Origin of the sequence: Devosia sp. (genome assembly GCF_040509215.1) — a bacterium.
Taxonomy (GTDB): Bacteria; Pseudomonadota; Alphaproteobacteria; order Rhizobiales; family Devosiaceae; genus Devosia.
The window spans coordinates 1-25,912 of record NZ_JBEVLL010000033.1; the positions used below are offsets into that span (position 1 = coordinate 1).

21 protein-coding genes and 1 pseudogene are annotated in these 25,912 nt (G+C 63.6%); 16 read left to right on the plus strand and 6 right to left on the minus strand.

What is annotated here, in order from left to right; translation table 11 throughout:
• Nucleotides 1-31: 31 nt before the first annotated feature.
• Together ABW043_RS01525 and ABW043_RS01530 are read right to left on the minus strand one after the other, a co-directional pair.
• Nucleotides 32-1,519, minus strand: a complete 1,488-nt coding sequence (locus ABW043_RS01525; protein ID WP_353919479.1) for a DHA2 family efflux MFS transporter permease subunit — start codon at nt 1,517-1,519, stop codon at nt 32-34.
• Nucleotides 1,520-1,524: 5 nt separating this feature from the next.
• Entirely contained in the window at nt 1,525-2,136 is a 612-nt protein-coding gene (locus ABW043_RS01530) for a TetR/AcrR family transcriptional regulator (protein ID WP_353919480.1), read from the minus strand.
• A gap of 175 nt (nt 2,137-2,311) precedes the next feature.
• Here ABW043_RS01530 and ilvA point away from each other — a divergent pair, with 175 nt between their 5' ends.
• From ilvA to ABW043_RS01555, 5 genes are all read left to right on the plus strand, one after another.
• Nucleotides 2,312-3,829 carry a threonine ammonia-lyase, biosynthetic gene (ilvA, locus tag ABW043_RS01535; protein ID WP_353919481.1) on the plus strand — a complete coding sequence of 506 codons (1,518 nt, stop codon included), beginning with the start codon at nt 2,312-2,314 and terminating at the stop codon, nt 3,827-3,829.
• Nucleotides 3,830-4,013: 184 nt separating this feature from the next.
• Nucleotides 4,014-5,243, plus strand: a complete 1,230-nt coding sequence (locus tag ABW043_RS01540; protein WP_353919482.1) for an aq_1923 C-terminal domain — start codon at nt 4,014-4,016, stop codon at nt 5,241-5,243.
• 77 nt (nt 5,244-5,320) lie between these two features.
• Entirely contained in the window at nt 5,321-6,016 is a 696-nt protein-coding gene (locus ABW043_RS01545; protein ID WP_353919483.1) for a pyrimidine 5'-nucleotidase, read from the plus strand.
• A 184-nt stretch (nt 6,017-6,200) separates the two neighbouring features.
• Complete coding sequence (locus ABW043_RS01550; RefSeq protein ID WP_353919484.1) at nt 6,201-6,584, plus strand: pyrophosphohydrolase domain-containing protein; 384 nt, start codon at nt 6,201-6,203, stop codon at nt 6,582-6,584.
• A gap of 68 nt (nt 6,585-6,652) precedes the next feature.
• Nucleotides 6,653-8,530: an ABC transporter ATP-binding protein gene (locus ABW043_RS01555; RefSeq protein ID WP_353919485.1), complete on the plus strand. Its 1,878-nt coding sequence runs from the start codon at nt 6,653-6,655 to the stop codon at nt 8,528-8,530.
• On the opposite strand, the gene ABW043_RS01560 is transcribed toward ABW043_RS01555, so the two are convergent.
• Nucleotides 8,521-9,780 carry a TIGR03862 family flavoprotein gene (locus tag ABW043_RS01560; RefSeq protein WP_502908580.1) on the minus strand — a complete coding sequence of 420 codons (1,260 nt, stop codon included), beginning with the start codon at nt 9,778-9,780 and terminating at the stop codon, nt 8,521-8,523. The two genes, ABW043_RS01555 and ABW043_RS01560, sit on opposite strands and share 10 nt — an antisense overlap.
• Nucleotides 9,781-9,879: 99 nt before the next feature.
• Here ABW043_RS01560 and ABW043_RS01565 point away from each other — a divergent pair, with 99 nt between their 5' ends.
• The 10 genes and pseudogenes from ABW043_RS01565 to ABW043_RS01610 all read left to right on the plus strand — a co-directional run bounded on the left by ABW043_RS01565 (nt 9,880) and on the right by ABW043_RS01610 (nt 20,825).
• Nucleotides 9,880-10,794: an ROK family protein gene (locus ABW043_RS01565; protein WP_353919487.1), complete on the plus strand. Its 915-nt coding sequence runs from the start codon at nt 9,880-9,882 to the stop codon at nt 10,792-10,794.
• On the plus strand, nt 10,791-11,531 hold the full coding sequence (locus tag ABW043_RS01570) for a copper homeostasis protein CutC (RefSeq protein WP_353919488.1): 741 nt from the start codon (nt 10,791-10,793) through the stop codon (nt 11,529-11,531). Before ABW043_RS01565 ends, ABW043_RS01570 begins: the two co-directional genes overlap by 4 nt.
• Before the next feature lie 178 nt (nt 11,532-11,709).
• Complete coding sequence (locus ABW043_RS01575; protein WP_353919489.1) at nt 11,710-13,719, plus strand: methyl-accepting chemotaxis protein; 2,010 nt, start codon at nt 11,710-11,712, stop codon at nt 13,717-13,719.
• 245 nt (nt 13,720-13,964) lie between these two features.
• Nucleotides 13,965-14,993, plus strand: coding sequence for a GDP-L-fucose synthase family protein (locus ABW043_RS01580; protein WP_353919490.1), 1,029 nt, complete (start codon nt 13,965-13,967; stop codon nt 14,991-14,993).
• Nucleotides 14,990-16,246 (plus strand): WcaI family glycosyltransferase, encoded by a 1,257-nt coding sequence (locus ABW043_RS01585; RefSeq protein ID WP_353919491.1) that lies wholly within the window; start codon nt 14,990-14,992, stop codon nt 16,244-16,246. The genes ABW043_RS01580 and ABW043_RS01585 overlap by 4 nt, the downstream gene beginning before the upstream one ends.
• A complete protein-coding gene (locus tag ABW043_RS01590) occupies nt 16,243-17,451 on the plus strand; it encodes a hypothetical protein (RefSeq protein WP_353919492.1) in 1,209 nt (402 codons plus the stop codon). Before ABW043_RS01585 ends, ABW043_RS01590 begins: the two co-directional genes overlap by 4 nt.
• 401 nt (nt 17,452-17,852) lie before the next feature.
• Nucleotides 17,853-17,990: pseudogene (locus tag ABW043_RS22885) on the plus strand (chloramphenicol acetyltransferase); the annotation flags it as partial.
• Nucleotides 17,991-18,010: 20 nt separating this feature from the next.
• Nucleotides 18,011-19,147 (plus strand): hypothetical protein, encoded by a 1,137-nt coding sequence (locus ABW043_RS01600; protein WP_353919494.1) that lies wholly within the window; start codon nt 18,011-18,013, stop codon nt 19,145-19,147.
• The gene (locus ABW043_RS01605; protein WP_353919495.1) at nt 19,144-20,229 is read left to right on the plus strand and encodes a glycosyltransferase; all 1,086 of its coding nucleotides are present in this window, start codon (nt 19,144-19,146) and stop codon (nt 20,227-20,229) included. The genes ABW043_RS01600 and ABW043_RS01605 overlap by 4 nt, the downstream gene beginning before the upstream one ends.
• A complete protein-coding gene (locus ABW043_RS01610) occupies nt 20,226-20,825 on the plus strand; it encodes an LbetaH domain-containing protein (protein ID WP_353919496.1) in 600 nt (199 codons plus the stop codon). Before ABW043_RS01605 ends, ABW043_RS01610 begins: the two co-directional genes overlap by 4 nt.
• On the opposite strand, the gene ABW043_RS01615 is transcribed toward ABW043_RS01610, so the two are convergent.
• Both ABW043_RS01615 and ABW043_RS01620 read right to left on the minus strand, forming a co-directional pair.
• A complete protein-coding gene (locus ABW043_RS01615; protein WP_353919497.1) occupies nt 20,758-22,680 on the minus strand; it encodes a hypothetical protein in 1,923 nt (640 codons plus the stop codon). The two genes, ABW043_RS01610 and ABW043_RS01615, sit on opposite strands and share 68 nt — an antisense overlap.
• Nucleotides 22,680-22,940, minus strand: coding sequence for a spike base protein, RCAP_Rcc01079 family (locus ABW043_RS01620; RefSeq protein WP_353919498.1), 261 nt, complete (start codon nt 22,938-22,940; stop codon nt 22,680-22,682). The genes ABW043_RS01615 and ABW043_RS01620 overlap by 1 nt, the downstream gene beginning before the upstream one ends.
• Before the next feature lie 147 nt (nt 22,941-23,087).
• Here ABW043_RS01620 and ABW043_RS01625 point away from each other — a divergent pair, with 147 nt between their 5' ends.
• Nucleotides 23,088-24,107 carry an NAD-dependent epimerase/dehydratase family protein gene (locus ABW043_RS01625; protein WP_353919499.1) on the plus strand — a complete coding sequence of 340 codons (1,020 nt, stop codon included), beginning with the start codon at nt 23,088-23,090 and terminating at the stop codon, nt 24,105-24,107.
• Here ABW043_RS01625 and ABW043_RS01630 read toward each other — a convergent pair.
• Entirely contained in the window at nt 24,104-25,786 is a 1,683-nt protein-coding gene (locus ABW043_RS01630) for a tyrosine-protein kinase domain-containing protein (protein WP_353919500.1), read from the minus strand. The two genes, ABW043_RS01625 and ABW043_RS01630, sit on opposite strands and share 4 nt — an antisense overlap.
• Between the last annotated feature and the right edge of the window lie 126 nt (nt 25,787-25,912).

A 25,912-nucleotide genomic window follows, 5' to 3' on the forward strand; every position in this document is an offset into this window, starting at 1 on the left:
GGCCGCGGAATGCGCGGCCCTTTTCTTGAGTTCAGGCTTCGATCGGAACGTGGATCGGTGGCGCGCTCTGCTTCTTGGGGTCTGGCCCGCGGAAGAAGAAGGCGAGGACGATGATCAGGGTAAAGGCGATCACCTGATACCAGAGGGCCATCGAGGCCGACTGGCCGAAGGCCGCGGCGGGCGTCGAGCCAGCGGCAAATTCGCCGGCGAGATGAGTGAAGAAGATTTCACCGATCAACGCGATGCCAAGCGCGCCGCCCACCTGCTGGAAGGCCTGGAGCGCACCCGAACCGGCACCGGCATCGCGCGGCGGCACATTGCGCAGCACGAGCTGGAAGAGGGTCGAGAAGCCGGTGCCAAGACCGATGCCGGCAACCAGCAGCGGCACGAGGAAGCTCCAAGTGCTGATCGTATCGCCGGCGCCGGCAATGATGAAATGCAGCGAGCCGATGCCTGCGACGAGAAGCACACCCGCCACGGCTAGGCGGCTGCGCAGGTAATGCGAGCCAAAGCGGCCAGCAATCAGCGATGCGATAAGAACGCCCACCGAGAACGGGGTATTGGTCAGGCCCGACTGCAGCGGGGTCATGCCGAAGCCGCTCTGGAGCAGCAGCGAAATCACCATGAAGAGGCCGGGAATGCCCGAGGCATAGATGGTGACGACGAGGGCGCCGAACATGAAATCCTTGTTCTTGAGGAGATCATAGTTGAGGAGCTGGGACTCGCCCGCCTTGGCGCGGCTGCGCGTCCAGAAGACGAAGAGGGCAATGAGGACGAGACCGGCGGCGATGAGCCCGAAGGCCCAGAGCGGCCAGCCATAGGCGCGGCCTTCGACGATAGGAAAGACCACCGCGACAATGCCGAGGCCAAAAAGGCCGATGCCGATGAAATCGTTCTTGAGACCGGGATGGCCGGGAAGGCTCGGGATCAGGAACCAGCCGGCAACGACAGCGGCGATGCCCACCGGGATATTGACGAGGAAGATCGGCTCCCAATCCATCCCGAAGAGCTGGGCTTCGATGAGAATGCCACCAAGGATGGGGCCACAGACCGAAGCGAGACCAGCCGAAAGGCCGAAGAGCGAGAACGCCTGGCCGCGTTCATGCGGGGGGAAAGTGACCGTGGCGATGGCGAGAACCTGCGGGGTCATCATGGCGCCGGCAAGGCCCTGGATGACGCGGGCGACGATCAGCATTTCGATCGACGAGGACATGCCGCAGAGCGCCGATGCAGCGGTGAAACCCGCCACGCCCCAGAGGAAAAGGCGCGTACGGCCGAGGATGTCGCCGAGACGACCGAAGGGCAGCAGCCCGAGGGCGAAGGCGAGCACATAGGCGGCGACGACCCATTCGATCTGGTTGTCGGTGGCGCCGAGGTTTTCGCGCATCGAGGGCAGCGCCACATTGACGATGGTGACGTCGATCAGATTCATGAAATTGGCGATCAGCAGCACGAAAAGGCCGATCCAGCGGCGCGGATCGGGTGGTGCATCGGCCGCATGGGCGTGAGGAGAGGACATGAGGTCTAGCCTTGATTGGAAACGGGGAGAAGGAAGGCGCGCTCGAGCTCGGCAATGACGGGTTCAAGCGAGGCGCGGCGATGGGGACGCCAGCAATCGGACAGGGCGGCGGTGACGATGATGGCCGCGGCGGCGGGGTCGATGTTGGAACGGAATGAGCCGTCGTCGATGCCGGTTTGGAAGATTTTGGTGAACTGCCCGGTCCAGAACGCCTGCATGGGCAGGATGATTTCGGCAATGGACGGATCGCGCCGGGAGAGGTCGACAAGTTCGCTGAGCACGCCGATCATCTCGGGCGTCTCGAGGACGATCTCGCGGAACTCGTTGAACTCCTGGCGGAGCTGCTCGCCAGCATCAAGGCCCGCCTTGGGATGGCGCAGGGCCTGGGCCTTGAAGTCATCGCGGAGGGACGCGGCGACGAGGGTCACCAGCGCTTCCTTGGTGGGCACGTGATAGTGGAGCGTGGCGATATTGATGCCCACGCGCTCGGCGATGTCGCGCGTGCGCAGGCCTTCGAGCCCCTTCTCGATGATGAGGGCGCGGGCTGCGTGGGCAATGGCGACGCGTCGTTCATCGCCGCTTTCGCGCTTGGGGATATGGGCCTGTTCGGGACACATGAGAGGTTCGGAATTTTGATTGGACGGCGCTTCAATACATCCGGCGAAACCATCAATCAATCGTTTGATTGAGAAAATGTGCCATGCCGGAAATGCATGCAGCATTGCTATGACCGGCCGTTGACATTTGCTGTCAGCAGGCGTCCTTCAGCCCCATATTCTGGGAAGCCGTGCCATGACCGACTATGTGCGAAAAATCCTGACTTCAGCGGTTTACGAGGTTGCCGAGGAGACCGCGCTCGATCCGATGCGCCTGCTCTCGGCCAAGCTCGGCCAGGAGATTCTGCTCAAGCGCGAGGACCTGCAGCCGGTCTTTTCGTTCAAGATCCGCGGCGCGCATAACCGTATGAGCCAATTGACGACAGAGGAGCGCGCGCGGGGCGTGATCTGTGCGTCGGCCGGCAATCATGCGCAGGGCGTGGCGCTGTCGGCGACGCGGCTCGGCGTGCGCGCCATCATCGTCATGCCGACGACGACGCCGGGGATCAAGGTCGATGCCGTGCGCCGGCTCGGTGGCGAGGTGGTGCTGTTCGGCGATGGTTTTGATGCGGCGCGAGCCCATGCCTCGGGGCTGGCCGAGCGGCATGGCTATGTGTTCGTGCATCCGTTCGACGATCCCGATGTGATTGCCGGCCAGGGGACGATCGGCATGGAATTGCTGCGCCAGCATCCGGGCGAAATCGGTGCCATCTATGTGCCCATCGGCGGCGGCGGACTGGCGGCGGGCATTGCTGCCTTCGTCAAATTCCTGCGGCCCGAGATCAAGGTGATCGGCGTCGAGCCAGAAGAAGCCGCCAGCATGAAGGCAGCGATCGCGGCGGGCGGGCCGGTGACGCTCGATCAGGTGGGGCTCTTTGCCGATGGCGTCGCCGTGCGGCAGGTGGGCGATGAAACCTTCCGGCTGTGCCGGGATCTGCTCGACGACATCATCACCGTCAGCAATGACGAGATCTGCGCCGCCATCAAGGACATCTTTGACGACATGCGCGCCATTGCCGAGCCTGCGGGCGCCCTGGCTCTTGCCGGGCTTCGCCGCCATATCGAAATGGGCGATGCGCCAAAGGGCGCGCTGATCGCCATCAATTCGGGCGCCAATGTCAATTTCGACCGGCTGCGCTATGTCGCCGAACGCGCCGAAATCGGCGAACGGGGCGAGGCCCTGCTGGCGGTGACCATTCCTGAAGTGCCGGGCAGCTATCGCGCCTTCATGCGCCTCCTTGGTCGGCGGGCCATCACCGAGTTCAACTATCGCTATGCCCATGCCAGCGCCGCGCACATCTTTGTCGGCGTAAAACTCTCGCAGGGCGACAAGGAAAAGCACGAGATCATCGATCTCCTGACCGCCGACGGGCTCGGCGTCACCGACATGACCGACAACGAGGTGGCCAAGCTCCACGTGCGCTACATGGTGGGTGGTCGGGTCGCGGGGCTCGGCGACGAAATGCTGTTCCGTTTCCAGTTTCCCGAACGGCCCGGAGCGCTCCTCACCTTCCTCGAAGGGTTGAACGACGCCTGGAATATCTCGCTGTTTCACTACCGCAATCATGGTGCCGATTATGGCCGGGTGCTGGTGGGCGTAGAGGTGCCGCAGGCGACGCTCGAGGACTTTTACGCCCATATCGACGCGATCGGCTTTCCCTATTGGAACGAAACAGAAAATCCGGCCTATCGGCAATTTCTTGAAACAAATTGAACCGAATTCCTTAGGTGGAGTTCGACATGCAGGCGAAATAAAGCGTCAGTATAAGCGTTGACGCAATTCTGCCGTACATCGACTGCAATTCACTGCCCAAGGGGCAATCAAACCGGGGGGCAGCGCGGGGGTTCGATTATCAGCGACCGCGCCCTTCACAACATCGAGGAAGACGCAGACCATGATGAAAATCAACAAGATCCAGAGCCTGATGCTGGCATCTGGCATGGCCACGCTTGCGCTGATGCAGCCAGCCATGGCGCTCGACGCACAGACGTTCGTCGATCGTATCGCTGCGGTCTACAAGATTGGCGGCTATGACATTCAGTTTGGTACTGCCACGCTCGATGGCACCACCATTACAGTCGACGGCGCAACCGTCGGCGTTGCTGGCGTCGACGAGCCCTGGACCATCGACACCACCCTGACCTTCACCGGCGTTGCCGATGCCGAGGACGGCGGCTTCACCGCTGAAGCATTGAGCATTCCCGACGTCGACACCGAATTCGCCCAGGATCCGGTCGGCCACCTGTCGCTGGTCGACATCTCGGCAACCGACATCTACCTGCCGCCCGCCGACAAGGTGAACGTCACCGCCCTCCTCGAATCCGTCGGCAGCCTGACCACCGGCCCGCTGTCGGTGACCCGCGACGGCACCGAAGTGATTTCCTACGAGTCCATCGAGGCCGTGAACGAATTCACCTATGACGACGCCGACGCGCTGACCGACATTTCCTCGACCTTTGCCGTCAACGGCATCTGGGCTGATCTCTCGACCGTTTCCGAAGAAGATGCGGAAGCCGGCGCGGTGATCGCGGCACTCGGCCTGACCGAGATCAATGGCAATATCAGCCAGACCATGACCTGGGGCATGACCGATGGCCACCTGGTGATCGAAGACTTCCTCTTCGATTTCGCCGATATCGGCGCCATCAACTTCAAGGCCGACATTTCCGGCCTGACCCCGGCCGTGCTCGAAAAGATCTATGCCATGGACGCCGCCTCCTCCGGTTCGACGCCGGAAGAAGCCCAGGCCCAGCAGATGATGGTGGGCATGGAACTGCTCCAGGCCCTGACCCTCACCGGTTCGAGCCTGCGCTATGACGATGCCGGCCTTGCACCGAAACTGCTCGACATGTTCGCCGCCCAGTCGGGTGCTGATCGCGCCACCTTCGTCGAAGGCCTCAAGGCCATGGTTCCTCAGCTCGTTGGCCAGGCCGGCATTCCGGCCCTGACCGATCTGGTCGTCCCGGCTGCCAATGCCTTCCTCGATGATCCCAAGAGCATCGAAGTTGCCGTGCGTCCCGCAACCCCGACGACCCTGCTCGTTCTCAGCGCCGCTGCCGCCAACCCGGCCGGCCTGATCTCGGCCATTGGTCTCGCTGTTACGGCCAACCAGCCGGCTGCCGAATAAGCACGCTTGCGTGAGCCTCCTCCGAGAGGCTCACGTCTCGACATGAAGTTTCAATCTACCTGTGGCAGAATAAGCGGATGACAACCGCTGCCCCAAAAAGCCTCAATCACATCACCGACTGGGTGTTCGACCTCGACAACACGCTCTACCCGCGCGAGTGCAATCTGTTCGCGCAGATCGACGTGCGCATCACCCACTATGTGATGGATGTCACCCAACTCGACTTCGACGCCGCCCGGACCCTGCAGAAGGGCTATTATCGCGACTTCGGCACCACGCTGAACGGGCTGATGAACCGGCACGCGATCGACCCCGACCATTTTCTCAATACCGTGCATGCCATCGACTATAGTCCGGTCGAAGCGCATCCAGTGTTGATCGACACCATTCGCGCCTTGCCCGGCCGCAAATTCATCCTGACCAATGGCGACGTTGGCCACGCGCGATCAGTGCTCGGTCGGCTCGGCGACCCCGATCTGTTCGAGGATGTCTATGACATCCGCGCCATGACCTATGTGCCAAAGCCACATCGCGAAGCCTATGACGGGTTTCTCAACCGCCACGGTATCGACCCCGCCAAGGCGGTGATGTTCGACGATCTCGAAAAAAACCTCGTCGTGCCGCACGAGATCGGAATGTCGACGGTGCAGGTGGTTGCCGGAGAAGGTTTTGTCCACGATCAGGTGGAAGCCTGGGAATTGGGGCAATCGACCGGGTCGCATGTGCATCATGTGACTGGGGACCTCGCGGGGTTCCTGCGCAATTTGAAGTGACGAGTTGACGCTGCGACACCACCTCGCTGCTCCGTGTCATCCCCGCGAAAGCGGGGATTCCGTTTCCGAAACAGGGATTCCCGCTTTCGCGGGAATGACATCGTGGGGGAAGAAGGCATGTGGACGATTTCAATCGAACCCGCACAGCACTAAAAACAAGTCCGATGCCAGTTGGACACACGACATGAAAACCCTCCTCGACGACGTCGCCGGCTTCCATCAGGCCTGTGATCTTCCCGTACTCGCCAAGCCGCAATTCGTGCCCGAGCGCGCGGCCCTGCGCGCCGCGCTATTGGCCGAGGAGTGCCAGGAGACCGTAGAAGCCCTCGAACGGGGCGATATGGAGAAGATCGCCGATGGCCTCGCCGACGTGATCTATGTGGCCGTGGGCACGGCGCTAGAATTCGGCATTCCGCTTGAGCGCGTCTGGGCCGAAGTGCACCGCTCGAACATGGCCAAGGTCGACCCGGCGACGGGCAAGGTCATCAAGCGCGCTGATGGCAAGGTGCTCAAGCCCGAGGGGTGGACGCCTCCTGATGTGGCAGGGGCGATTGCCGGCGAAGACTGAGCGGCCAGAGCCAAAACATTACCAAGTCTTATATTTGCGGCGCGCTTCGGCGGCGTTATGATTAGAGCATGACCGACCTTCCAGGGCGGCGGCCCCCGCCCATCTCCGAACAGACCCCGACCTTAAAACAGCGCCTCGACAATCTCCGCCATCTCGGACGGCTGATCGCGCAGATCTGGCGCACCAGCCGCCCCATGACCGCGGCCAGCATTGGCCTGCGGCTCATCGCGGCGCTGCAGCCCATTGCCGTGCTCTACGCAGCAAAGCTGATCGTTGACGAAGTGGTGCATCTCACCACCGTCGCCTCGCCCGGCCCCAGCCCCCTCGACTGGTGGAATGCCGGCTTGCTGACGCCGGTTCTGGGCTATCTGCTCATCGAAATGGTGCTGGTTCTGGCCAATGACGCGATCGGCAGGGCCACCGGGCTGGTCGATTCCATCCTCTCCGAACTCCATTCCAATCAGGTCAGCACCGAACTGATGGCGCATGCCGCCCGGCTCGACCTGATGCATTTTGAATCGGCCGAGTATCAGGATCGGCTAGAGCGCGCCCGACGCCAGGCGGCAGGACGTAATGCGCTGTTGAGCCAGCTCTTCGGGCAGGCGCAGGACATCATCACCGTGCTGACGCTGGCGGCGGGCCTCTTCGTCTTCGCGCCCTGGCTGATCCTGCTGCTGCCGCTGAGTTTCATCCCCTCGATCTGGGGCGAAACGCGCTTCAACACCATGGCCTATATGGTGAGCCGCTGGCGCACGCCGGAACGGCGTGAGCTGGAATATCTGCGCTATATCGGCGCCAGCGCCGAGACCGCCAAGGAGATAAAACTCTTTGGGCTCGGTAGCTTCTTGATCGAGCGGTTCAAGACGCTGGCTCATGGCATCTTCATCGAGAACCGCCGCATTTCCATCCTGCGCGCCGGCTGGGGCACGGTTTTCGCCACCATCTCCACCCTCGCCTATTATGCCGCCTATGCCTTCATCGTCTGGCGCACCATTACCGGGGATTTTTCCATCGGCGATCTCGCCTTTCTCTCGGGCTCGTTCCTGCGACTCAATGGACTGTTTCAGAAGATCCTTCTCGGCTTTACCCAGATCGCCGGGCAATCCATGTTCCTCGATGACCTCTTTTCCTTCTTCGAAATCGAGCCAACCGTTCTGCCCCCCGCCAAGCCCAAGGCTTTTCCGGTGCCGATCCGCGAAGGTATTCGGTTCGAGAATGTCGGCTTTCGCTATCCCGAGAGCGAGAGCTGGGTGATCCGGAACCTGTCCTTCACGCTCAGGGCCGGCGAAACGCTGGCCCTGGTGGGCGAGAATGGGGCGGGCAAGACCACGATCGTAAAACTGCTGGCGCGGCTTTATGACCCGAGCGAAGGGCGCATCAGCGTCGATGGCGTCGATCTCAAGGATATGGCGCCGGCCGAAATCCACGCGCATCTGGGCGTCATCTTCCAGGATTTCATCCGCTACAGTTTTACGGCGCGCGACAATATCGGCGTCGGTCGGGTCGAGGAGAAGAACAACCAGCTCCGTATCGATGCGGCGGCAGAGCAGAGCCTTGCCGATGCGGTCATCTCAAAGCTCCCCAAGGGCTATGACCAGCAGCTTGGCCGGCTGTTCAAGCAGGGGCGCGACCTGTCGGGCGGCGAATGGCAGAAGGTCGCCATCGCTCGCTCCTATATGCGGGATGCCGAGCTGATCATTCTCGACGAACCCACGGCGGCGCTCGACGCCAAGGCGGAGGCCGAGGTGTTTGCGCGGTTCAAAGGGCTCGCGAGCGGCAAGACGGCCGTCATCATCTCGCACCGCTTTTCGACCGTGCGCATGGCCGACCGCATTCTCGTGCTCGAACACGGTGCCATCCTCGAAGCCGGCACGCACGAGGAATTGCTGGCCAAGGGTGGGCGCTACGCGGAGCTGTTTGAGCTGCAGGCTGCGGGCTATCGCTGAGTTTTGAGATAGTCCAGCAGGCCCGCCGCCGCGGCGCGGCCGGTGGCAAACGAGGCAGTGAGCAGATAGCCGCCGGTGGGGGCTTCCCAATCGAGCATCTCGCCCGCGGCGAAGACGCCTGGCAGGGCTTTGAGCATGAAATGCTCGTCGATGCCGGAGAAGGCGACGCCACCGGCCGAGGAAATGACTTCGGCAATCGGCCGGGGACGTTGCGGCCGGATCGGCACGGACTTTATCGCGGCGGCAAGCGCATCCGGGTCGAGCGTGTTCGCCTGAGGCAGGCATTCTCGCAGGAGGGCGGCCTTGACCGGATCGAGACCCGCGCCCTTTCGCAGGCGATTGGAGAAGCTCAGCTTTGACGGTTGGCGGGCAAGGTCTCTCGCGAGTCGCTCGCACGAGCGGCCGGGCATCAGGTCCACATCCAGCACGGCGGGCTCTCCGGCGAGGAGCGCATCGCGGAGGGCCTCAGAGTGGGCATAGACGAGGCTGCCCTCGATGCCAGAGCGCGTGACGACGAACTCGCCCGGGATTGTGCCCATGGCGCTGGTGGCGGTGACCGATTTGAGCGGCGATCCGGCGAAACGCTCAATGAAACCAGCGCTCCAATCGACATCGAAACCGCAATTGGCGGGAAGGAATGGGGCGACGGTAACACCCTTCTCGCCCAGCCACGGCACCCAGGCTGCGTCCGAGCCGAGCTTGGGCCAGCTTGCTCCACCAAGGGCAAGGAGGACCGCGTCGAAGGCGAGAACCTTTTCGGCCTCAGGGGTTTCGAAACGCAGTTTTGTGCCGTCGAATCCCACCCAGCGATGGCGGGTGTGGATCTCGACACCCTTTTCACCGAGTCGGCCAAGCCAGGCGCGGAGCAAGGGGGAGGCCTTCATGACCTTGGGAAAGACGCGGCCGGATGAGCCCACAAAGGTCTCGATGCCGAGCCCGGAGCACCAGTTCCGCAGGCCTTCGGCCGTAAAGGCATCGAGCGCTTGTTGGAGGCGCGGAAGTGCGGTGCCGTAGCGTGCGAGGAGCGACGCATGATCTTCGGCATGGGTGATGTTGAGACCGGATTTGCCGGCCATCAGCAGCTTTCGGCCTACGGTCGGCATGGAATCGAAAAGCGTGACGGAAAGACCGGCATCGGCCAGTACTTCCGCCGCCATCAGGCCTGCGGGGCCGCCGCCTATGATCGCCACTTGGCTCACGCTATGTCCTTCCAACTCAGAGGGGCGATCCTTAGCCAGTTTACACTGCATGGCGCAAGGTAAGCGCATGGGGGAAAGCCGCTGCCCGCCGCTGGCACCGCCCGGAGCGAGCGGCTAGTGTCGGCGCCAGTTCAGAGAACAAGACCTTCCATGATCACCTGCTTCGATATTGGCGGCACGACGATCAAGGGCGCCACCGCCACCGCGCCCGATAACCTGACCCCACTCGGTCGCGTGCCGACGCCGCGGGATGATTTCCCGGCCTTTTTTGAGGCCATCGCCGGGCTGGTCGCAAAGGGCGGCGCTCCCGATGGCACGCCGGTGGCCATTTCGGTGACCGGCGTGGTTGATCCGGCGAGTGGCCATGTCACCTGCGCCAATATCCCCTGCATCGACGGGCGCCATCTGGCGCAGGAGCTTGAGGGCCATTTGGGCCGGAAAGTCTTCGTTGCCAATGACGCTGATTGTTTCGTACTCGCCGAAGCGACGGCCGGCGCGGGGCGCGAGCATCGCGTGGTCTTTGGGGCCATCATGGGCACGGGCGTCGGCGGCGGTATCGTCGTGGACAAGCGCCTCCATCCCGGCGCTGCGGGGCTGGGCGGCGAATGGGGTCATGGCACCATCGTCGCGACCAAGGTCAGCGTGCCGCCCTATGACCTGCCGCACTTTGCCTGCGGCTGCGGGCTTTCGGGCTGCCTCGATACGGTTGGCGGGGCGCGCGGGATCGAAAAGCTGCATCGGCACATCCATGGCGTCGAACTTGCCAGCACAGCCATCATCTCGGATTGGCTGGCGGGCAATGCCGACGCATCGGGCACGGTCGATCTCTTCATCGAACTGGTGGCCCAGCCTTTGGCGCTGGTGGTCAATATCGTTGGCCCAGATATCATCGCCGTGGGCGGGGGGCTCGGGAACAGCCATGAACTGATCGCCCGGCTCGATGCGGCGGTGCGGCCGCGCATTCTCAGAAAACTCGACCGGCCGCTTGTCGTCCCTGCCCAACTGACTGCCGATGCCGGACTGATCGGTGCGGCGGCGCTTGGCATTGCCGGAGGCGCGGCATGACGCTTCTCGAAATCTGTGTCGACACCGCCGCCGGATTGCGCGCCGCTCACAAGGGTGGGGCTGACCGCATCGAGCTTTGTTCGGCGCTTGAACTTGGTGGAATGACGCCGACTGCCGGCTTGATGGCCTTGGCGGCGGAGATGGGCGTTACTGCCCGCGTCATGATCCGTCCGCGCGCCGGCGATTTTGTCTTCACGGGCGATGACTTGGACATGATGCGCGCCGACATTGCCGCCGTGCGCGCCCTTGGACTTGAAGGCGTCGTCCTTGGCGCCAACCGCCCTGATGGCCGCCTCGACCTGACCATGCTCGAAGCCTTGGTTGAGGAAAGTCAGGGGATGAAGAAAACGCTGCACCGCGCCTTCGATCTCGTCCCCGATATCGCCGACGCGGTCGAACAGGCTGTGGCACTTGGCTTTGACACCATCCTGACATCGGGCCGCGCGACATCGGCTCCGGCCGGCCTTGATGACCTGGCCCTTGCCCAGCGCATTGCGGCGGGACGCATCACCATCATGGCCGGCGCCGGGATCAATGCGGGCAATGTCGGCTCGATACTCGCTGCCACACCGCTCGGGGCCATTCATGGCTCCTGTTCGGCACCAATCGAGGGCGATAGCGCGCCAGCAACCCGGCTTGGCTTTGTCAGCCCCGGACGCCGCCGGACCGATGGCGCCAGCGTTGTTGCTCTCAAAACTTCCATTTCCCAAGCAAAAGCCGCTCACGCAAGTCTTTGAGCTGCCTATGATTTGGGCAAGTTCATAAGTGCTTCACCATACATTAAGAGGAAAACAATTACATTGCCGGCATAGACCGCCAGCTTCGCGATCAGAACGTGCATTGTCACGAAACTGAAACAAGGGCAGCGGCAAACCCGGCCGTGCCCCCACGGCGTAGACTGAAAGGTATTGTCGCATGCGCATTCGCGGCAAGGTATTGTCTATCGTCGGCATCATGGGCGTCGTCGCCGCGCTGATCACCGGCATCGGCCTCTATGTGGTGGCCGAATATGAGCATCAGATCGACCGGCTCGACAGCTCTTCCAAGCGCGCCCTTTACGGTGAAACCATGAACCGGCTGGTGACAGCTGTGGTCATGGAATCGCGCGGCATCTATGCCGCTGCCAATACCGAAAAGGCCGGCCCCTTCGCCGAGGGCATCCTCACCCAGCTCGGCCGGATCGATGAAGTCATCGCCACCTGGCGTCCCCTGGTCGAGCCCACCGAAATCGCCACCTTCGACACCATGGTCGCCCGCGCCGGCGAGTTCAAAGATTTCCGCACGGAAATCGCTCGCCTTGGCCGCGATGTCGACCCGGCCGAAGCCAATGCGCAGGGCAATAACGACACCAACCGCGTCAACCGCAAAGCCTTCCAGGCCGAGATCGACACCATCGTCGCCGCCGACCTTGAAGCCTATAAGGTCATCCAGGCCGAGATCGTCGGTTTCGAAGGCACGATGCGGACGCTGCTGCTGGTGACCGCCGGCATCGGCATCCTGGCCGGCACCGCCGCCGCACTCTATCTCGGCACGGCCCAGCTCGGCCGCCCCATCGGCAACCTGACCCTCGCCATGCGCGACCTGTCAGAAGGCAAGTTTGAAACCGAAGTGCCGGGCCTCAACCGCTCCGACGAAATCGGCGAAATGGCCGAAGCGGTGCAGGTCTTCAAGGACAACGGCATCAAGATGGCCTCCATGACGGCCGAAGAACAGGCCGCAACCCTGCGCGCTGCGGCGCGGACCAGGACCATGGAAACCTTCCAGGGCGAATTCGACGACGTCGTGGAAGCAGCCCTTGCGGGTGATTTCAGCCGGACCATCGCCACCCAGTTCGACGACGACGACATCACCCGCATTGCCCGCAATTTCAACGCCATGGTCTCGAGCGTTCGCGTCGGTCTCGCCGATGCCGGCTCGGTGCTTGCCGCCCTGGCCGATACCGACCTGACCCAGCGCATGACCGGCTCGCACCAGGGCGCCTTCCTTGAGCTGCAGACCGACATGAACCGGGTGGCCGATACGCTGACCGACGTTGTCACGCGCCTCCGCACCACCTCGCGCGGGGTCAAGGTTGCGACCGGCGAAATCCTTGCCGGCGCCAACGACCTCAGCGAACGCACGACGCGCCAGGCTGCAACCATCGAGGAAACCTCCGCCACGATGGAACAGCTCGCCGCCGCCGTGACCGAAAACGCCAAGCGCGCCCAGCGCGGCAGCACGGCGGCTGAAGCGGTGACGCAATCGGCTGTCCAAAGCGGCCAGGTGATGGATCAGGCCACCGCTGCCATGGGCCGCATCACCACGGCTTCGGAAAAGATCTCCAACATCATTGGCATGATCGACGACATCGCCTTCCAGACCAACCTGCTTGCGCTCAACGCTTCGGTCGAAGCCGCGCGTGCCGGCGAGGCTGGCAAGGGCTTTGCCGTGGTGGCTGTGGAAGTGCGCCGCCTCGCCCAGTCGGCAGCGGAAGCCTCCTCTGACGTCAAGGCACTGATCGAGGAAAGTGCCAAGGAAGTCGACGGCGGCGCCAAGCTCGTCTCCGACGCCGCCGGCAAGCTCGGCTCCATGCTGGAAGCCATGCGCGGCAATAGCGCCATGATGGCAGAAATTGCCCGCGAGAGCGGTCAGCAGGCCCAGGCAATCGACGAGATCAACGTCGCCGTGCGCCAGATGGACGAGATGACCCAGCACAATGCGGCGCTGGTGGAAGAAACCAATGCGGCCATCGAGCAGACCGAGGCCCGCGCCAACGAACTCGACACCATCGTTGACGTCTTCCACATCGCCCAGGGCCTGCAGCCCCAAGAAAGGTCTCAGCCGCGCCGCGCTGCGCCCGCTCCTGCCATCAGGCCCAAGCCGGCTCAGAGCCAATATGTGAGCCAGGGCAATGCGGCTGTGGCAAACGACTGGGACGAATTCTGATCGTTCCGACCGAACACCAAGACAACGGCGCCCTCACCCGAGCGGCGCCGTTTTTCTTTTGCAGTCTGTGTTTGGAGCACAAGCGGCAAGAAGACACTGATGCCCTGCAACACTACGCCTCAAAACCCGACGGGCCTATCGTAAGAAATCCGTAAATACCCCTATAGCCCGTTAACTAATCCGCATTGACCCCAAGCCGGATCGGCCGAAGACTTGAGCTCTCTTCAGGCTGCGGGGGCACAAAAATGTCGGGAGAGCATAAGGGCGGAGCCTTGCCTTTGGCACAGGCCAACCCGGACCATCACACTGCTGGAACGGCAAAACCGGGCTTCTCGCTCGCCGGCAAAACCATCTGGATCGCCGGCCACAATGGCATGGTCGGGCAGGCCCTGCTGCGGCGCCTTAAGGGCGAAGCCTGCACCCTGCCGACACCGGACAGGAAAGCGCTCGACCTCACCCGGCAGGCGGAGGTGGAAGCGTTTGTCGGGGAAGCGCGACCCGATGCCATCATCATCGCTGCCGCAAGGGTTGGCGGCATTCTGGCCAATAGCCGGGACCCGGTCGGTTTCCTCACCGACAACCTCGCCATCAATCTCAATATCGCGAGGGCCGCGCACCAGGCCGATGTCGACCGCGTCCTGTTCCTCGGCTCCAGTTGCATCTATCCCAAATTCGCTCCGCAGCCGATCAACGAAGACGCCTTGCTGACCGGACCACTCGAACCCACCAATCAATGGTATGCGCTCGCCAAAATTGCCGCGCTCAAACTGGCTGAGGCCTATCGGCGCCAGTTCGGCCGCAACTACATCGCTGCCATGCCGACCAATCTCTATGGTCCCGGCGACAATTTTGACCTTGAGGCTGGCCACGTCCTCCCCGCGCTCCTGCGCAAGGCGCACGAGGCCAAGAGCCGCGGCGCAAGCCAGTTCGAGCTTTGGGGCACCGGCAAAGCGCGGCGGGAATTCCTCCATGTCGATGACTGCGCCGACGCGCTGGTCCTTTTGCTCGAGACCTATAGCGGCATCGATCCGGTCAATATCGGCTTTGGCGAGGATATCGCGCTCATCGATCTTGCCCATCTGATCTGCCGCACGGTCGGCTATGACGGCGCCATCGCGCTCGACCCGACCAGGCCCGATGGCACGCCGAAAAAGCTGCTCGACAGCAGCCGCCTGCGCGAGATGGGCTGGCGACCACGGATCACGCTCGCCGAAGGCCTCGCGGAAACCTATGCCTGGTATCAGGCGCAATTGGCGCGCGAGGCGGCGGCATGAAAATCCTGCTGCTTGGCCTGAACTACGCGCCCGAACTGATCGGCACCGGGCCCTATACGGCAGGGCTCGTTGAAGCGCTGACCGAGCGTGGTCACGAAGTTTGTGCTGTCGTCGGCCAGCCCTATTATCCCGAATGGCGTCCGCGTCCGGGACATCGGGGATGGACGCGGGAGGAGTGTGGTCGCGCGCGCGTCTACCGCGTGCCGCACATCATCCCCTCCCGTCCCAGTGGCGCGATGCGCCTGCTCCATCAATTCAGCTTTGCTCTCTTTGCTGCGCCGGTGCTGCTCGGCGAGGCCCTGTTCCGGCGCCCGGATCGCGTGATTGCCATAGCCCCGAGCCTCCTGGCTGCGCCTTTGGCGTTGCTGGTCGCCGGCGTCTCGGGGGCAAGCTCCTGGTTGCATGTTCAGGATTTTGAGTTCGAGGCGGCCCGGGCCACCGGCCTCATCCCCAAAAATCGTGGCATCGCAAACCTGGTTGGCACGGCAGAGCGGCTGATATTGCGGGGGTTTGACAGGGTCAGCACCATCTCCCCCGCCATGTGCCGCCGGCTCGCCGAAAAAGGGGTTGCGCCGGAGCGCATCGCCGAACACCGGAACTGGGGCGACATCGAAGAGGTTAAGCCCCTCGCCCGCGCATCGCGCTTTCGGCGAGACTGGAACATCACGACGCCACATGTCGCGCTTTATTCCGGCGCGCTGGGACGAAAGCAGGGGCTCGATCTCGTTATCGAGGCCGCGCGTCGGCTGGCCCATCGCGACGACCTCACCTTCGTCATCTGCAGCAACGGTCCATATCGCGCCGATCTCGAGGCCTTGGCGCGGGATCTGGACAATATCCGTTTCTTCGACCTGCAACCGCGCGAACACCTGGGTGAGCTTTTGGCGCTCGCGACCGTGCACTTGCTGCCCCAGATCGCCGACGCCGCCGATCTCGTTCTGCCCAGCAAGCTTTCCAATATCCTCGCTTCGGGCCGGCCCGTCATCGCTACGGCGGCAAAGGGCACCGGCATTTCCGACGAGATCGAAGGGTGCGGCCTCGCCGTGGAGCCAGGCGACGCGGGCGCACTCGGCGCAGCGATCGAACGGCTCTGTGACGATCCGGCGCTGGCCAAGAATCTCGGGGAGGCAGCGCGGCATCGGGCCGAACGGCGCTGGCACCGCGAAACCATTTTAGCGCACTTCGTCAGCGCCATTGAGGCCGCGGGCAACAGCCGCGATCGCCCCCCTGCCGTCGAAAGCCTGCACCAATGACCCTCGCGCTCATTGTAGCCAGCGGCCTGGGCCTGGTTCTGGCGTTAAGGCATGGTCGGCCGGGCCTGATCCTTCTCAGCTTGGCCATCCTGTTGTTCCACGCCCTGCCATTGGCATGGCTAGACCCTTATGCCGTGTCCGCAACCCTTCGGGCGCAGATCGGGCCGGCAACGGCCATTGCCGGGCTCGCCAGCCTTGCCTGGTACGCCGGATATTGGCTGTTTGCCCGCGCGCCACCGGCAGGCATTCAACCAGCGGAGATCATCGTTTCTGCAGCCCCGCGACGGTTCCACGCGCTGATGATGGCGGCCCTGCTCGGCCTTGTCGCCGCAGCGCCCGGCGGGCTGGCTGGCTTCGCCCAGACCGGTTTCCTGCGGCTGCCGGTCGATAGCTTTCTCTTTTCGCTGACCTATGCGTTTGCCTGCCTCGCCGCTTTCACCACGGCAATCTTCTGCGTTCATGCGGTTACGAGCCGGTCGGCGCCAGCGTGGTTTTCGATGGGCGCGGTGCTGCTGGTCTTCTGGGTGCTCGGCGGTCGAACCCAATTCGCCATCACGGCCATCGCCTTCAGCCTCGTCTTTCTTGGCCATCGCCGGGTCAGGCCACGCAGCCTGATGCTCCCCGCTTTGGTCGCGGCTCTGCTCGGCATGCTCACGCTCAGCTTTCGCCTGACGCTGCAGGGCGACGCGACCGATCTCCCCGATGCCGTGCGGTTGACCCTGTCCCAGCTTTCCTTGCTCGAAAGCTATGCCCTGTCGGCGCGCTTCGTCGAGGAAGCCGGCTATCAGGGCGGGCACTATTGGGAAGTGCTGCAACAGATGTTTCCGCGCGCCCTCTTCCCCGAAAAGCCGCAACAGTTGAGCCGAGCCCTGCGCCTGATGGAGGCGCGGGACGGACTTGGCGGCCTGACGCCGGGTCTTGCAGGCGAGGCTTTCGTTGCAGGGGGATTGATTGGTGTTGCGGCAATCGGCATCGCCTTCGGGGGTGTGCTGGCGCTGCTCGACAATGCATATCGCGCCCTTGCCCAGCAGCCACCGCTCACGCAGGCGCTCATTGTCAGCCTGATCCCTCTCCTTGCCCTTTTCGCGCTGCGCGGCGGCTTCGACACGACGATCTTCCGGCTGGTCATTCTGCTCTTCGCCGCCGCCATAGGCGGTTTTTGGCACAACACCCACAGGGTTCGCCTGCCGAAGGTATGGTCATGACCCGGCACACTCTTTCCCGCTATGTCACAAAGGCGCTCGACCTGACGGCAGGTTCGGCGAGAAGCATTTGGTATCGTTTTTTCTACCTCTCCTGGGTGCGCTTCGGCCGGCAGGTCACCTTTGCCGGGCCGATCCGCTGTGCTGGTGTCACCGGCACGATCGAGGTCGGCGACCGGAGCTTTCTCGGGCCCAATATCAGCCTTGCCGTCGCCGAAGGCGGTCACCTCCAGCTCGGGCGCGATGTGTCGATCAATCAGGGCACGGTGCTTTCGGCACGCCAGAGGGTTGCGATCGGCGATGGCACGCGCATCGGCGAAAACTGTTCCATCCGCGACAGCGACCACAGGATCGATCCACAACTCCCCATCCTCGAAAGTGGCTTCGTCGTCCGGCCGGTGATTGTGGGCAACAATGTCTGGATCGGCCGCCACGTCACCATTCTGCCGGGCGTCACCATCGGCGCTGGTGCGGTGATCGGTGCGCACAGCCTGGTCAATCGCGACATCCCCGCACGCGCCGTCGCCTTCGGCACGCCGGCCCGCGTCCAGAGGATGCTGCCATGAAGGCCATGCGCCACATCGTGGGTCTGGCGGCCGCCGGGGCGCCGCCGGGAGCCCTCTTTGTCGTCCAGACATGGCTGGTCACTACGGGGCAAACTGCTGTCGTCCTGTCACTCGCCAAATATGGCGGGCTTCTCGGATTGGTCTTCTTCGCCTTCGACGGCAGTTCCGGGCTGATCCCCGCCATGCTCCGGCTGCGACAAAGCGAGGCCGCAATACGGCCGGCCTACCGGGTCTATCGCGCGGGCGTCGCAGCACTATTTCTTGTTGCGTTGCCCCTGCTTTGGCGCTTCGCGCCAGACGACACCGCGACCCTCCTGCCGTTCCTTGCGGTCGCGCTCCTATTGCGTTTCCCTTTCCTCGATACCGACCTCGACCGGCGCGGTTTCCAGCATTGGGCCATGCTGCTGCAAAACGGCTGGATGCTGCCGCTTTGCCTCAGCGCGGTCATCAGGGGCGAGATCACCGCTGAACTGGCGGGGCACGCAGCGCTCTGGAGCACCGCAATTCTTGCGGCGGTGCATGTGCTTTTCGTCCGCCGCAACCACCGACCAGAGAAGGCGAAGCTTGGCCTGCCCCTCGTTGAAATTCTCACCATTATGGGCGCCCAGGGCATTGGCCAGCTCTATGGCCGCACCGTGCTCTTCGTGCTTGGCGCGAGTTTTACCGGGCCGCTGCCGGCGCTGATCATTTACGCCAAGCAGGCCTTCAACGCCGCTGGCCTGCTGGTCACCTACCTGCGAAGGATCGAGCTGATGCGGCCCCGCGTGAGCATGGGCCTGAGCTTTACCGGCCAGGCTGTCATTGCCCTTGTAGCCGGTGTTCTGGTGGCGCTGGCCGCACCAAACCTGGGGGTAGCACATGGTCTGGTTTTGGCGCTCATTGCCTGGCAGAGCCTCGAAAAGCTCTCCGCGACCGCGATCTATGCTTTTCAACTGCAAAGCCGGCACCGGCTTGCTCTATTGGGCCTCGCAAGCGTCTGCGCTCTCGGTCTTCTGGGTCTTGCCCTCGCCCTGACGCAGACATCTCCACTTCTCTTCGTCGTCTTCGAAACGCTCGGCTATGGCGCCGTGCTGTCCCTTTGGTTTTGGGTCAACCATGCCAGCCGCACGCGGGAGGCACCTGACCGGTCATGAGGGTCGTCCACTACTCAACCCGTCTGGGGCGTTCGGCCGGCGGGCTTTATCATTCGGTGTCGGGCCTCGCCCGCGCCATGGCAGCCCTCGGCGCCGAAGTGACCGTCGCCGGTGGCCACGGCAATGGCTTTGCCGATGAAAGGCACGTCTGGGGCCAGTTACCGCTCCTCACCCATAGGCTCGGACGCAGTCGCCATGGCTTTTCGCTGGCCATGCAGGCCGAGATTGCGCAGTTGAAGCCCGACATTCTCCATGTCCACGGCATCTGGTCCGGCGGCTCCATCCATGGCCGTCTTGCTCCGCGTCAAACGCGGGTCATCGTCTCTCCACGCGGCATGCTCGACCCCTGGATATTGGCGCGGAGGCCATGGCTGAAACGTCCCCACGCGGCGCTGTTCGAACGGCCCATGCTCGCTCGCGCGCATCTCCACGCCCTTTCCGAGCACGAGGCGGCAGCGGCTCTCGACTACATGCCCGCTCTCGCCGGGCGCATCTTTACCGTGCCCAATGGTGTCGAGCCGGCGCCAACGAGCGAGGTAAAACAGCGCGACGGCGCTCTTTATCTCGGTCGGCTGCACGAGAAAAAACAGGTTCTTGCCCTGTTCGACGCATGGGAACGGCACTCAAAGAAAATGATGCTGACCATCGCGGGGTGGGGGGAGCCCGCCTATGAGGCGGAGATCGCGGCGCGCTGCAAAGGGCACAAACGCGTCCGCTTCGTCGGGACGCTTCACGGCGCAAGCAAGGCGCAGGCTTTATCGGAAGCCGGGTTTTTCATTCTCCCCTCGCTGAGCGAGGGCCTGCCCATGGCCGCGCTCGAGGCCATCAGTCACGGTTGCATTCCCATCCTGACCGACGCCTGCCATCTGCCTGAGCTTTTTGCGCAAGGCGTGGCGCTCCGCATGGAGCCGGATTTCTCCGATTTCTCCACCATCGTCGCTCAGGCGGAAGCCATGAGCGACGGGGAGAAAAGCGAGCGCTCCGCCCGCGCCCGGAAGGCAGCGATGCCCTTCTTCTGGCCTGCCATCGCCCGCGCCATGCTCGACCACTATGCACATATTCTCGAGGAAACCTCCTCATGACGCGCCTCGCCGACCAGCACTTCTCCTTGCGAAATCGTCTGTTCCGGGCGGTCTGGATTGTCTGCTGGACGCTGCTTGCCACCTGGACGCCCCCACCACTGCATGGCTGGCGTTGCGCCATCCTCCGCCTCTTCGGGGCCAAAGTGGGTCGCGGTGTGCGTGTCTATGGGAGTGCCAGAATCTGGTACCCACCCTATCTCACGCTCGATGATGGAGCGGTTATCGGCTGGCAGAGCGTGATCTATTGCCAGGCTCCGATCCATCTGGGCCGGAACGCCATCGTGTCCCAATATGCCCAGCTGATCGCGGCGACCCATGATGTCGATGCGCCGGACTTTCCCCTCGTCGCCCGACCCATTGAGATCGGCGCCGATGCCTGGGTCGCTGCCCGGGCCATTGTCGGTCCTGGCGTTGGCCTGGGCATCGGCTCGGTTCTTGGCGCGGGCGGGGTGGCTTTTTCCGACATCCCAGATGGTGCCATTCATATCGGCAACCCCGCCCGCTTCCTTCGCACGCGTCAGTCGGGCGCTAAAAACCCTTCGCCACATGCGCTGAACGAAATGCCTGCGCCACCAGGGCATAGCCCGCATCGTTAAGATGCAGATGATCGGAGCGTAGCGAGCGCGGCACGAAACCGGCCGCCACATCGGTGATGTCTTCCGCGGTGCCATTTGCGGCCGCGGACAGGATGGCAGGCAGGTTCACAAAGCGATCTCCATAGACGCCGGCCAATTGCCCGTTGAGCGTCGCCAACTGTGCCAGGCCCGCGCCGCTATCAGCCGTGCTCGGCAGGATGCCGCCGACGAGATAGCGGCCATGGCCGAGCGAGGCGACGGCGGCAGCAATGTCGCCAAGCACCGTGCGTCCCGCCTGCGCGCCATTGCGACCCAGCCAGAGCCATGCCGCGTAGCCGCGCAGATATTGCCCCCAGGCACAGATGAAGCGCGCATTGGCTTCGGCCGGAACGCTCGTGCCCGCAACGCTCCGAGCAAAACTCCAATTGCCCGAACCATCCGTCGACATCGTGCCCTCGACGCCCGCGAGCCAACCCCTCATGGTCCCCGAATAGCTGCCGGAATTGACGAGGACATTGACGGATTTTTCCGTGACGGCCACCGGGCCGGACGCCGGAATGCTGCCGCCAGACACGGTAACAAGGATAGGCACCGCATTCATCCGTGCGGCGATCTGCGTCGAGGTTTGCCCGCCAACACCCTGCCGTGCCACTGCCCGGCGTGGCGAAAGCAGTGCCTGCGCCACGGCCGGATAGGTCGTGGCGCCCGTGCTGCCGCCGGTTGCGCCTGCGCCGGCCGTCAGGCTATCGCCCCAGGCGACAATGCCCGAACCAGCAACCAGCGCCGCAAACCGCTCCTCGCCCATGGGCTCGGAAAAAAGCCGCAGGCGCCCGATGCTGCCGGTCCAAAGACCAGAAACGCTGGAACGCCCACGACCAAGCCGCAATGCCGCAAGGCCCGGAAAGGTGCCCGAAAGCGCCTGCTGCACCGGCAGGCCCATCAGGGCCGCGCGATATTCGCCATCCCTTGCCGAAAATCCCACGGAAAAGGCGCTGCCGGCCGCAACCACGCCGAGATCGAGATTGACCTGCTCCACCTGTGTCCCGCTGCCGCCGAAGGACACGACGAAGCGCAAATGCTGGCTCGCATCCCAGATGAGGCGGATGAAATTGCGCTCGAACCAGTTGCCGTTGAATTCGGCATTGTCGTCGGCCTGGAATACCACCCCGCCGGCCCCGCCACTGGCGGGCGTTGTCGCCTCGACCACCCCGCACAATACGCCCGGACGAAATCCGGCGCAGGGCAAGGCTTCGCGCAGCGAGAGATTGTCGGCCCAATAAAGGCCGGTCGAGGGATTGGTCAGATTGCGCAGCGCGATCGAGGCGGTCGAGGGACTGAACCCGCCGCAATAAAGTACGGCCTGGCCTGGCGTCGTGCCGGTGAGATTGGCGGTCTGCGCATAATTGGCCGTGCCCCCGCCCCCGGCACCAAAGCCTATCGTCACGTTGGAAGAGGTTTCGCGCCAGACGTCGCCGGCGAGGCGATAGGCCCGGCCGGCAGTCTGGATCAGCCCGGCAATGGTGCGATAGGCACCCGACCCATTGCCGCCGCTCCCTGTGACCCGCAGCGCCCCCGCGGCAATAGCCAGCGAACTGCCGACGCTGGCCCAATCGCCGGTGCTGCCGCCGGCAAAATTGCCATCGGACAACAGCTCCGGGGACGTATCGGCGACATGGGGACCAATGACCAACTGGCCGCTGGCCGGCACGGTTCCGCCGACGGCGAGCCGAAACTGGCTCTCATTGGCGAGCGTTTTTCCGGCAAAGCGAAACCGGCCATGGGCAAAATCGGCATCGAGCCATGCGCCGCCCGTTTCGGCCGGGACGGCGCCCGTAAAATAGCCAAGCCCGAGCGCGGGCCCCGCATGGCCGCTCATCAGTAAAGCCCGACGATGAAGCCGGCCGAGGTGCCGCTGAGCACGCGCCGCACGCGGATCGGCAGCATGGAACCGCCGGAAACGCCTTCGAATGTGACCGTGCCGCCCCAAAGCATTTCGACCTGAACCGTGCCCGCAGCGCCCACGTAGAGGGCGCGGGTCGGCTGGTCGAAAATGGTGCCATCGCTGGGGGTGATGGCGAAGGCGCCGGCGGCTGGTGCCGCCACGTCGATATTATGCGAAGAGAATATGTCGGCCATGATCGGTTCCGCTGAACAAGGAGCCCCAAGTCTAGGCGTGGGCCGGAGAGCGAGGACAAATCGGCCGGCGCAAACGGCGAGCGCCGATAAATAACCGCATTTTCAGGAGTTTTGCGCTATCGGATGGTCAGCACGCGCGGGGATAGAATGAAGATCTTCATAACCGGCTCGGCCGGATTCATCGGCTATCACCTGGCTCGGCGCCTGCTCGAAGACGGTCATCGCGTGCATGGCTACGATGGAATGACCGCCTATTACGACGTGTCGCTCAAGCGAGCCCGCCTCGCCCTCCTGACCCCGTCGATCAGCTTTTCCTTCACCGAGGCAATGCTCGAAGATCGCACCGCGCTGGAAGCGGCGATCACCAGCTTCGCGCCGGATGCCGTCATTCACCTCGCAGCCCAGGCCGGGGTCCGGTACAGCATCGAGGCCCCCAGAACCTATCTCGACTCCAACCTGACCGGCACCTTCAACCTGCTCGAAGTGCTGCGCCAGACCGGCATCGAACACCTGCTTTTTGCCTCTACCTCCTCGGTCTATGGTGGCAATGAAGCCGTGCCTTTCGGCGAAACCGACCGCACCGATTTTCCGGTCTCGCTCTATGCCGCGACCAAGAAGGCGGGCGAAGCGATGAGCCACGCCTATGCCCATCTCTTCGGCCTGCCCACGACCTGCTTCCGCTTCTTTACCGTCTACGGTCCCTGGGGCCGGCCGGACATGGCGCTCTTCAAGTTCGTTTCGGCCATCGGGCGCGACGAACCGATCGACGTCTATGGCGAAGGCCACATGCAGCGCGATTTCACCTATATCGACGATCTCGTCGAAGCGCTCGTCCGCCTGCTGCCCCTGCCCCCAGTCAAAGGTGAACCCATCCAGGTGCCGGACAGCATGGACTCGCTCTCCCCGGTCGCTCCCTGGCGCAGCGTCAATATCGGTGGCGGGCAACCCGTCGGCCTCTTGCCGTTTATCGACACGGTCGAGGCCGCGCTGGGCCGAAAGGCCAAGCGGACGCTGATGCCCATGCAGCAGGGCGATGTCCAACAGACCCATGCCGCGCCGGCATTGCTCAAGGCCCTCACCGGCTACGCGCCTGAGACGAGTGTAGAGGTCGGCGTCTCCGCCTTCGTGCGCTGGCATTTTGACTACTATGGGCGGCCCGCGAACTAGCGGGAGGAATAGCCCTGCTCGTAGCGGGGCGCCGGCCATTTGACGACATTGGGCTGCAGCGCTAGCACCGGCACCAACGGCACCGGTCCGGGATGGGCCTGCCTGATGGCAACCAGCGCTTCGCGCAGCTTTGTCCGCTCGGTCTTGCCCCAACTGGCAACGAGAACCACCGCATCGGCATGAGGCAGGATATAGGCCGCCTCCGCCGACCAGTGAAGCGAGGGCATGTCGACGATGGTGATGTCGTAGCTGGCCCTCACGCCCCTCAGCACATTGGCAAAGACGGGGCCGCCGAAGAGCACCTCCGCCGGAACCGCGCTGCGGTCGGAATTGACCAGCACGGAAAGCTTTGACAGCGGGTCCTTGCGCACCATGCTCGCGAGTTGGCGAATATCCACGTCCCCGGCAAGAACCTGTTCAAAGCCTCCCGAGAGGGGCACATCGACATGCCGATGCAGCGCCGCAGAGCGCACATCGGCATCGATCAGGAGGACGCGCCGCCCGGCCACGTCGAAGGCACGGGCGAGACCCAGCGCCGTCGTCGTCTTGCCCTCCCCATCGCCGGGCGATAGCACGAAGATGACCTGCCCGCCCGCCCCTGACTGGAGGCTGCGCTGCAGATTGACCTGCAACGTCCGCATGCCCTCTGAAAATGGCGAGAGTGGCGCGGTGATGACCTGGTCGGCATGGCTGGTACCATCGAAGCGGCTCGCACTCAGCCTTGGCATGGCGACGGCCGCGGGCACGCCGATGGCCTCGGCCAATTCGTCCGTGCTGCGCACCCCGCTTGCCAGCCCATCGAACGTGAATGCCAGGGCCAAAGCCACGGCGAGCCCCAGAATGGCCGCGACCGCCAGCGTCGTCTTCATATCCGGAAAGCCGGCATCCGAGGGCGGGGTGGCGCGCGCCGCAAGACGCGCATCGGGCAATTGCAACCCTGCCTGCTCCTCAAGCTCCGCCGATCGTTGCAAAAGACGCTGATACTGCTCCCGGGCCAGGTCGAGGCTTTGCGCGATGGAGGTGAGCTGGGGTTGAAAGCTTGCCGCAATGGCGTTCGGCTCCGCCGCCTCGGCCGCAAGGCTCGCCCAGTCCTGGCCCAATACGAGAACATGCCGGCGTGCCTGTTCGGCCTGTCCGTCCACCAAATCCCGCGCCGTCCGCAAGCTTGCGGACTTCGCCTCGACCTCGAGCGCGATATGGGCCTCGCCGACAGCATTGGCGAGACGTGCCGCAAATTCCGGCGAGGTCGCATTGGCGCGAATGGCAATGACCGGCGAGAGGCCGCGGCGGTTGATCGAGATGGAATTGTGCATGCGGCTGAGCACCTGCCCCCGCCCTTCTTCACCCGGTGCCAGTGCTTCGGCGTCGATGCGAAAGAAACCGAGAAACAGCGGCTGCAGGTCAAGACCAGCAGAAAAATCAGCCAGCTCGAATGGATCGGCCAGTTCCATGGCGCGGGTCAGCACCGGATCGGAGCGCATGATCTCGACAATGCCATCGATGGCGCCGGTATTGGGCGGATCGGAATGGGACGTGCCGCTGGGCACGAGCACATTGCCGGAAGGCTCGACGACGAGCAGAGCCGTTGCCGTATAGATCGGTCGCAAGACGCTCGTGACAAACAGCGCGCCTAGTACCGCGAGTAAAGTGACGAAAACGATCAGCCGGGCATGGCGCACCAATACACCAACAAAGGCCTCAGCCTCGGCGCGCGGAATGATCAGAGCAACCTCCCCAGCCTTCGGAAAATAGAATTACATTTATCAATTCTTGGCAATCGCCATTCGCAGGGCCCCGGCTGCAAA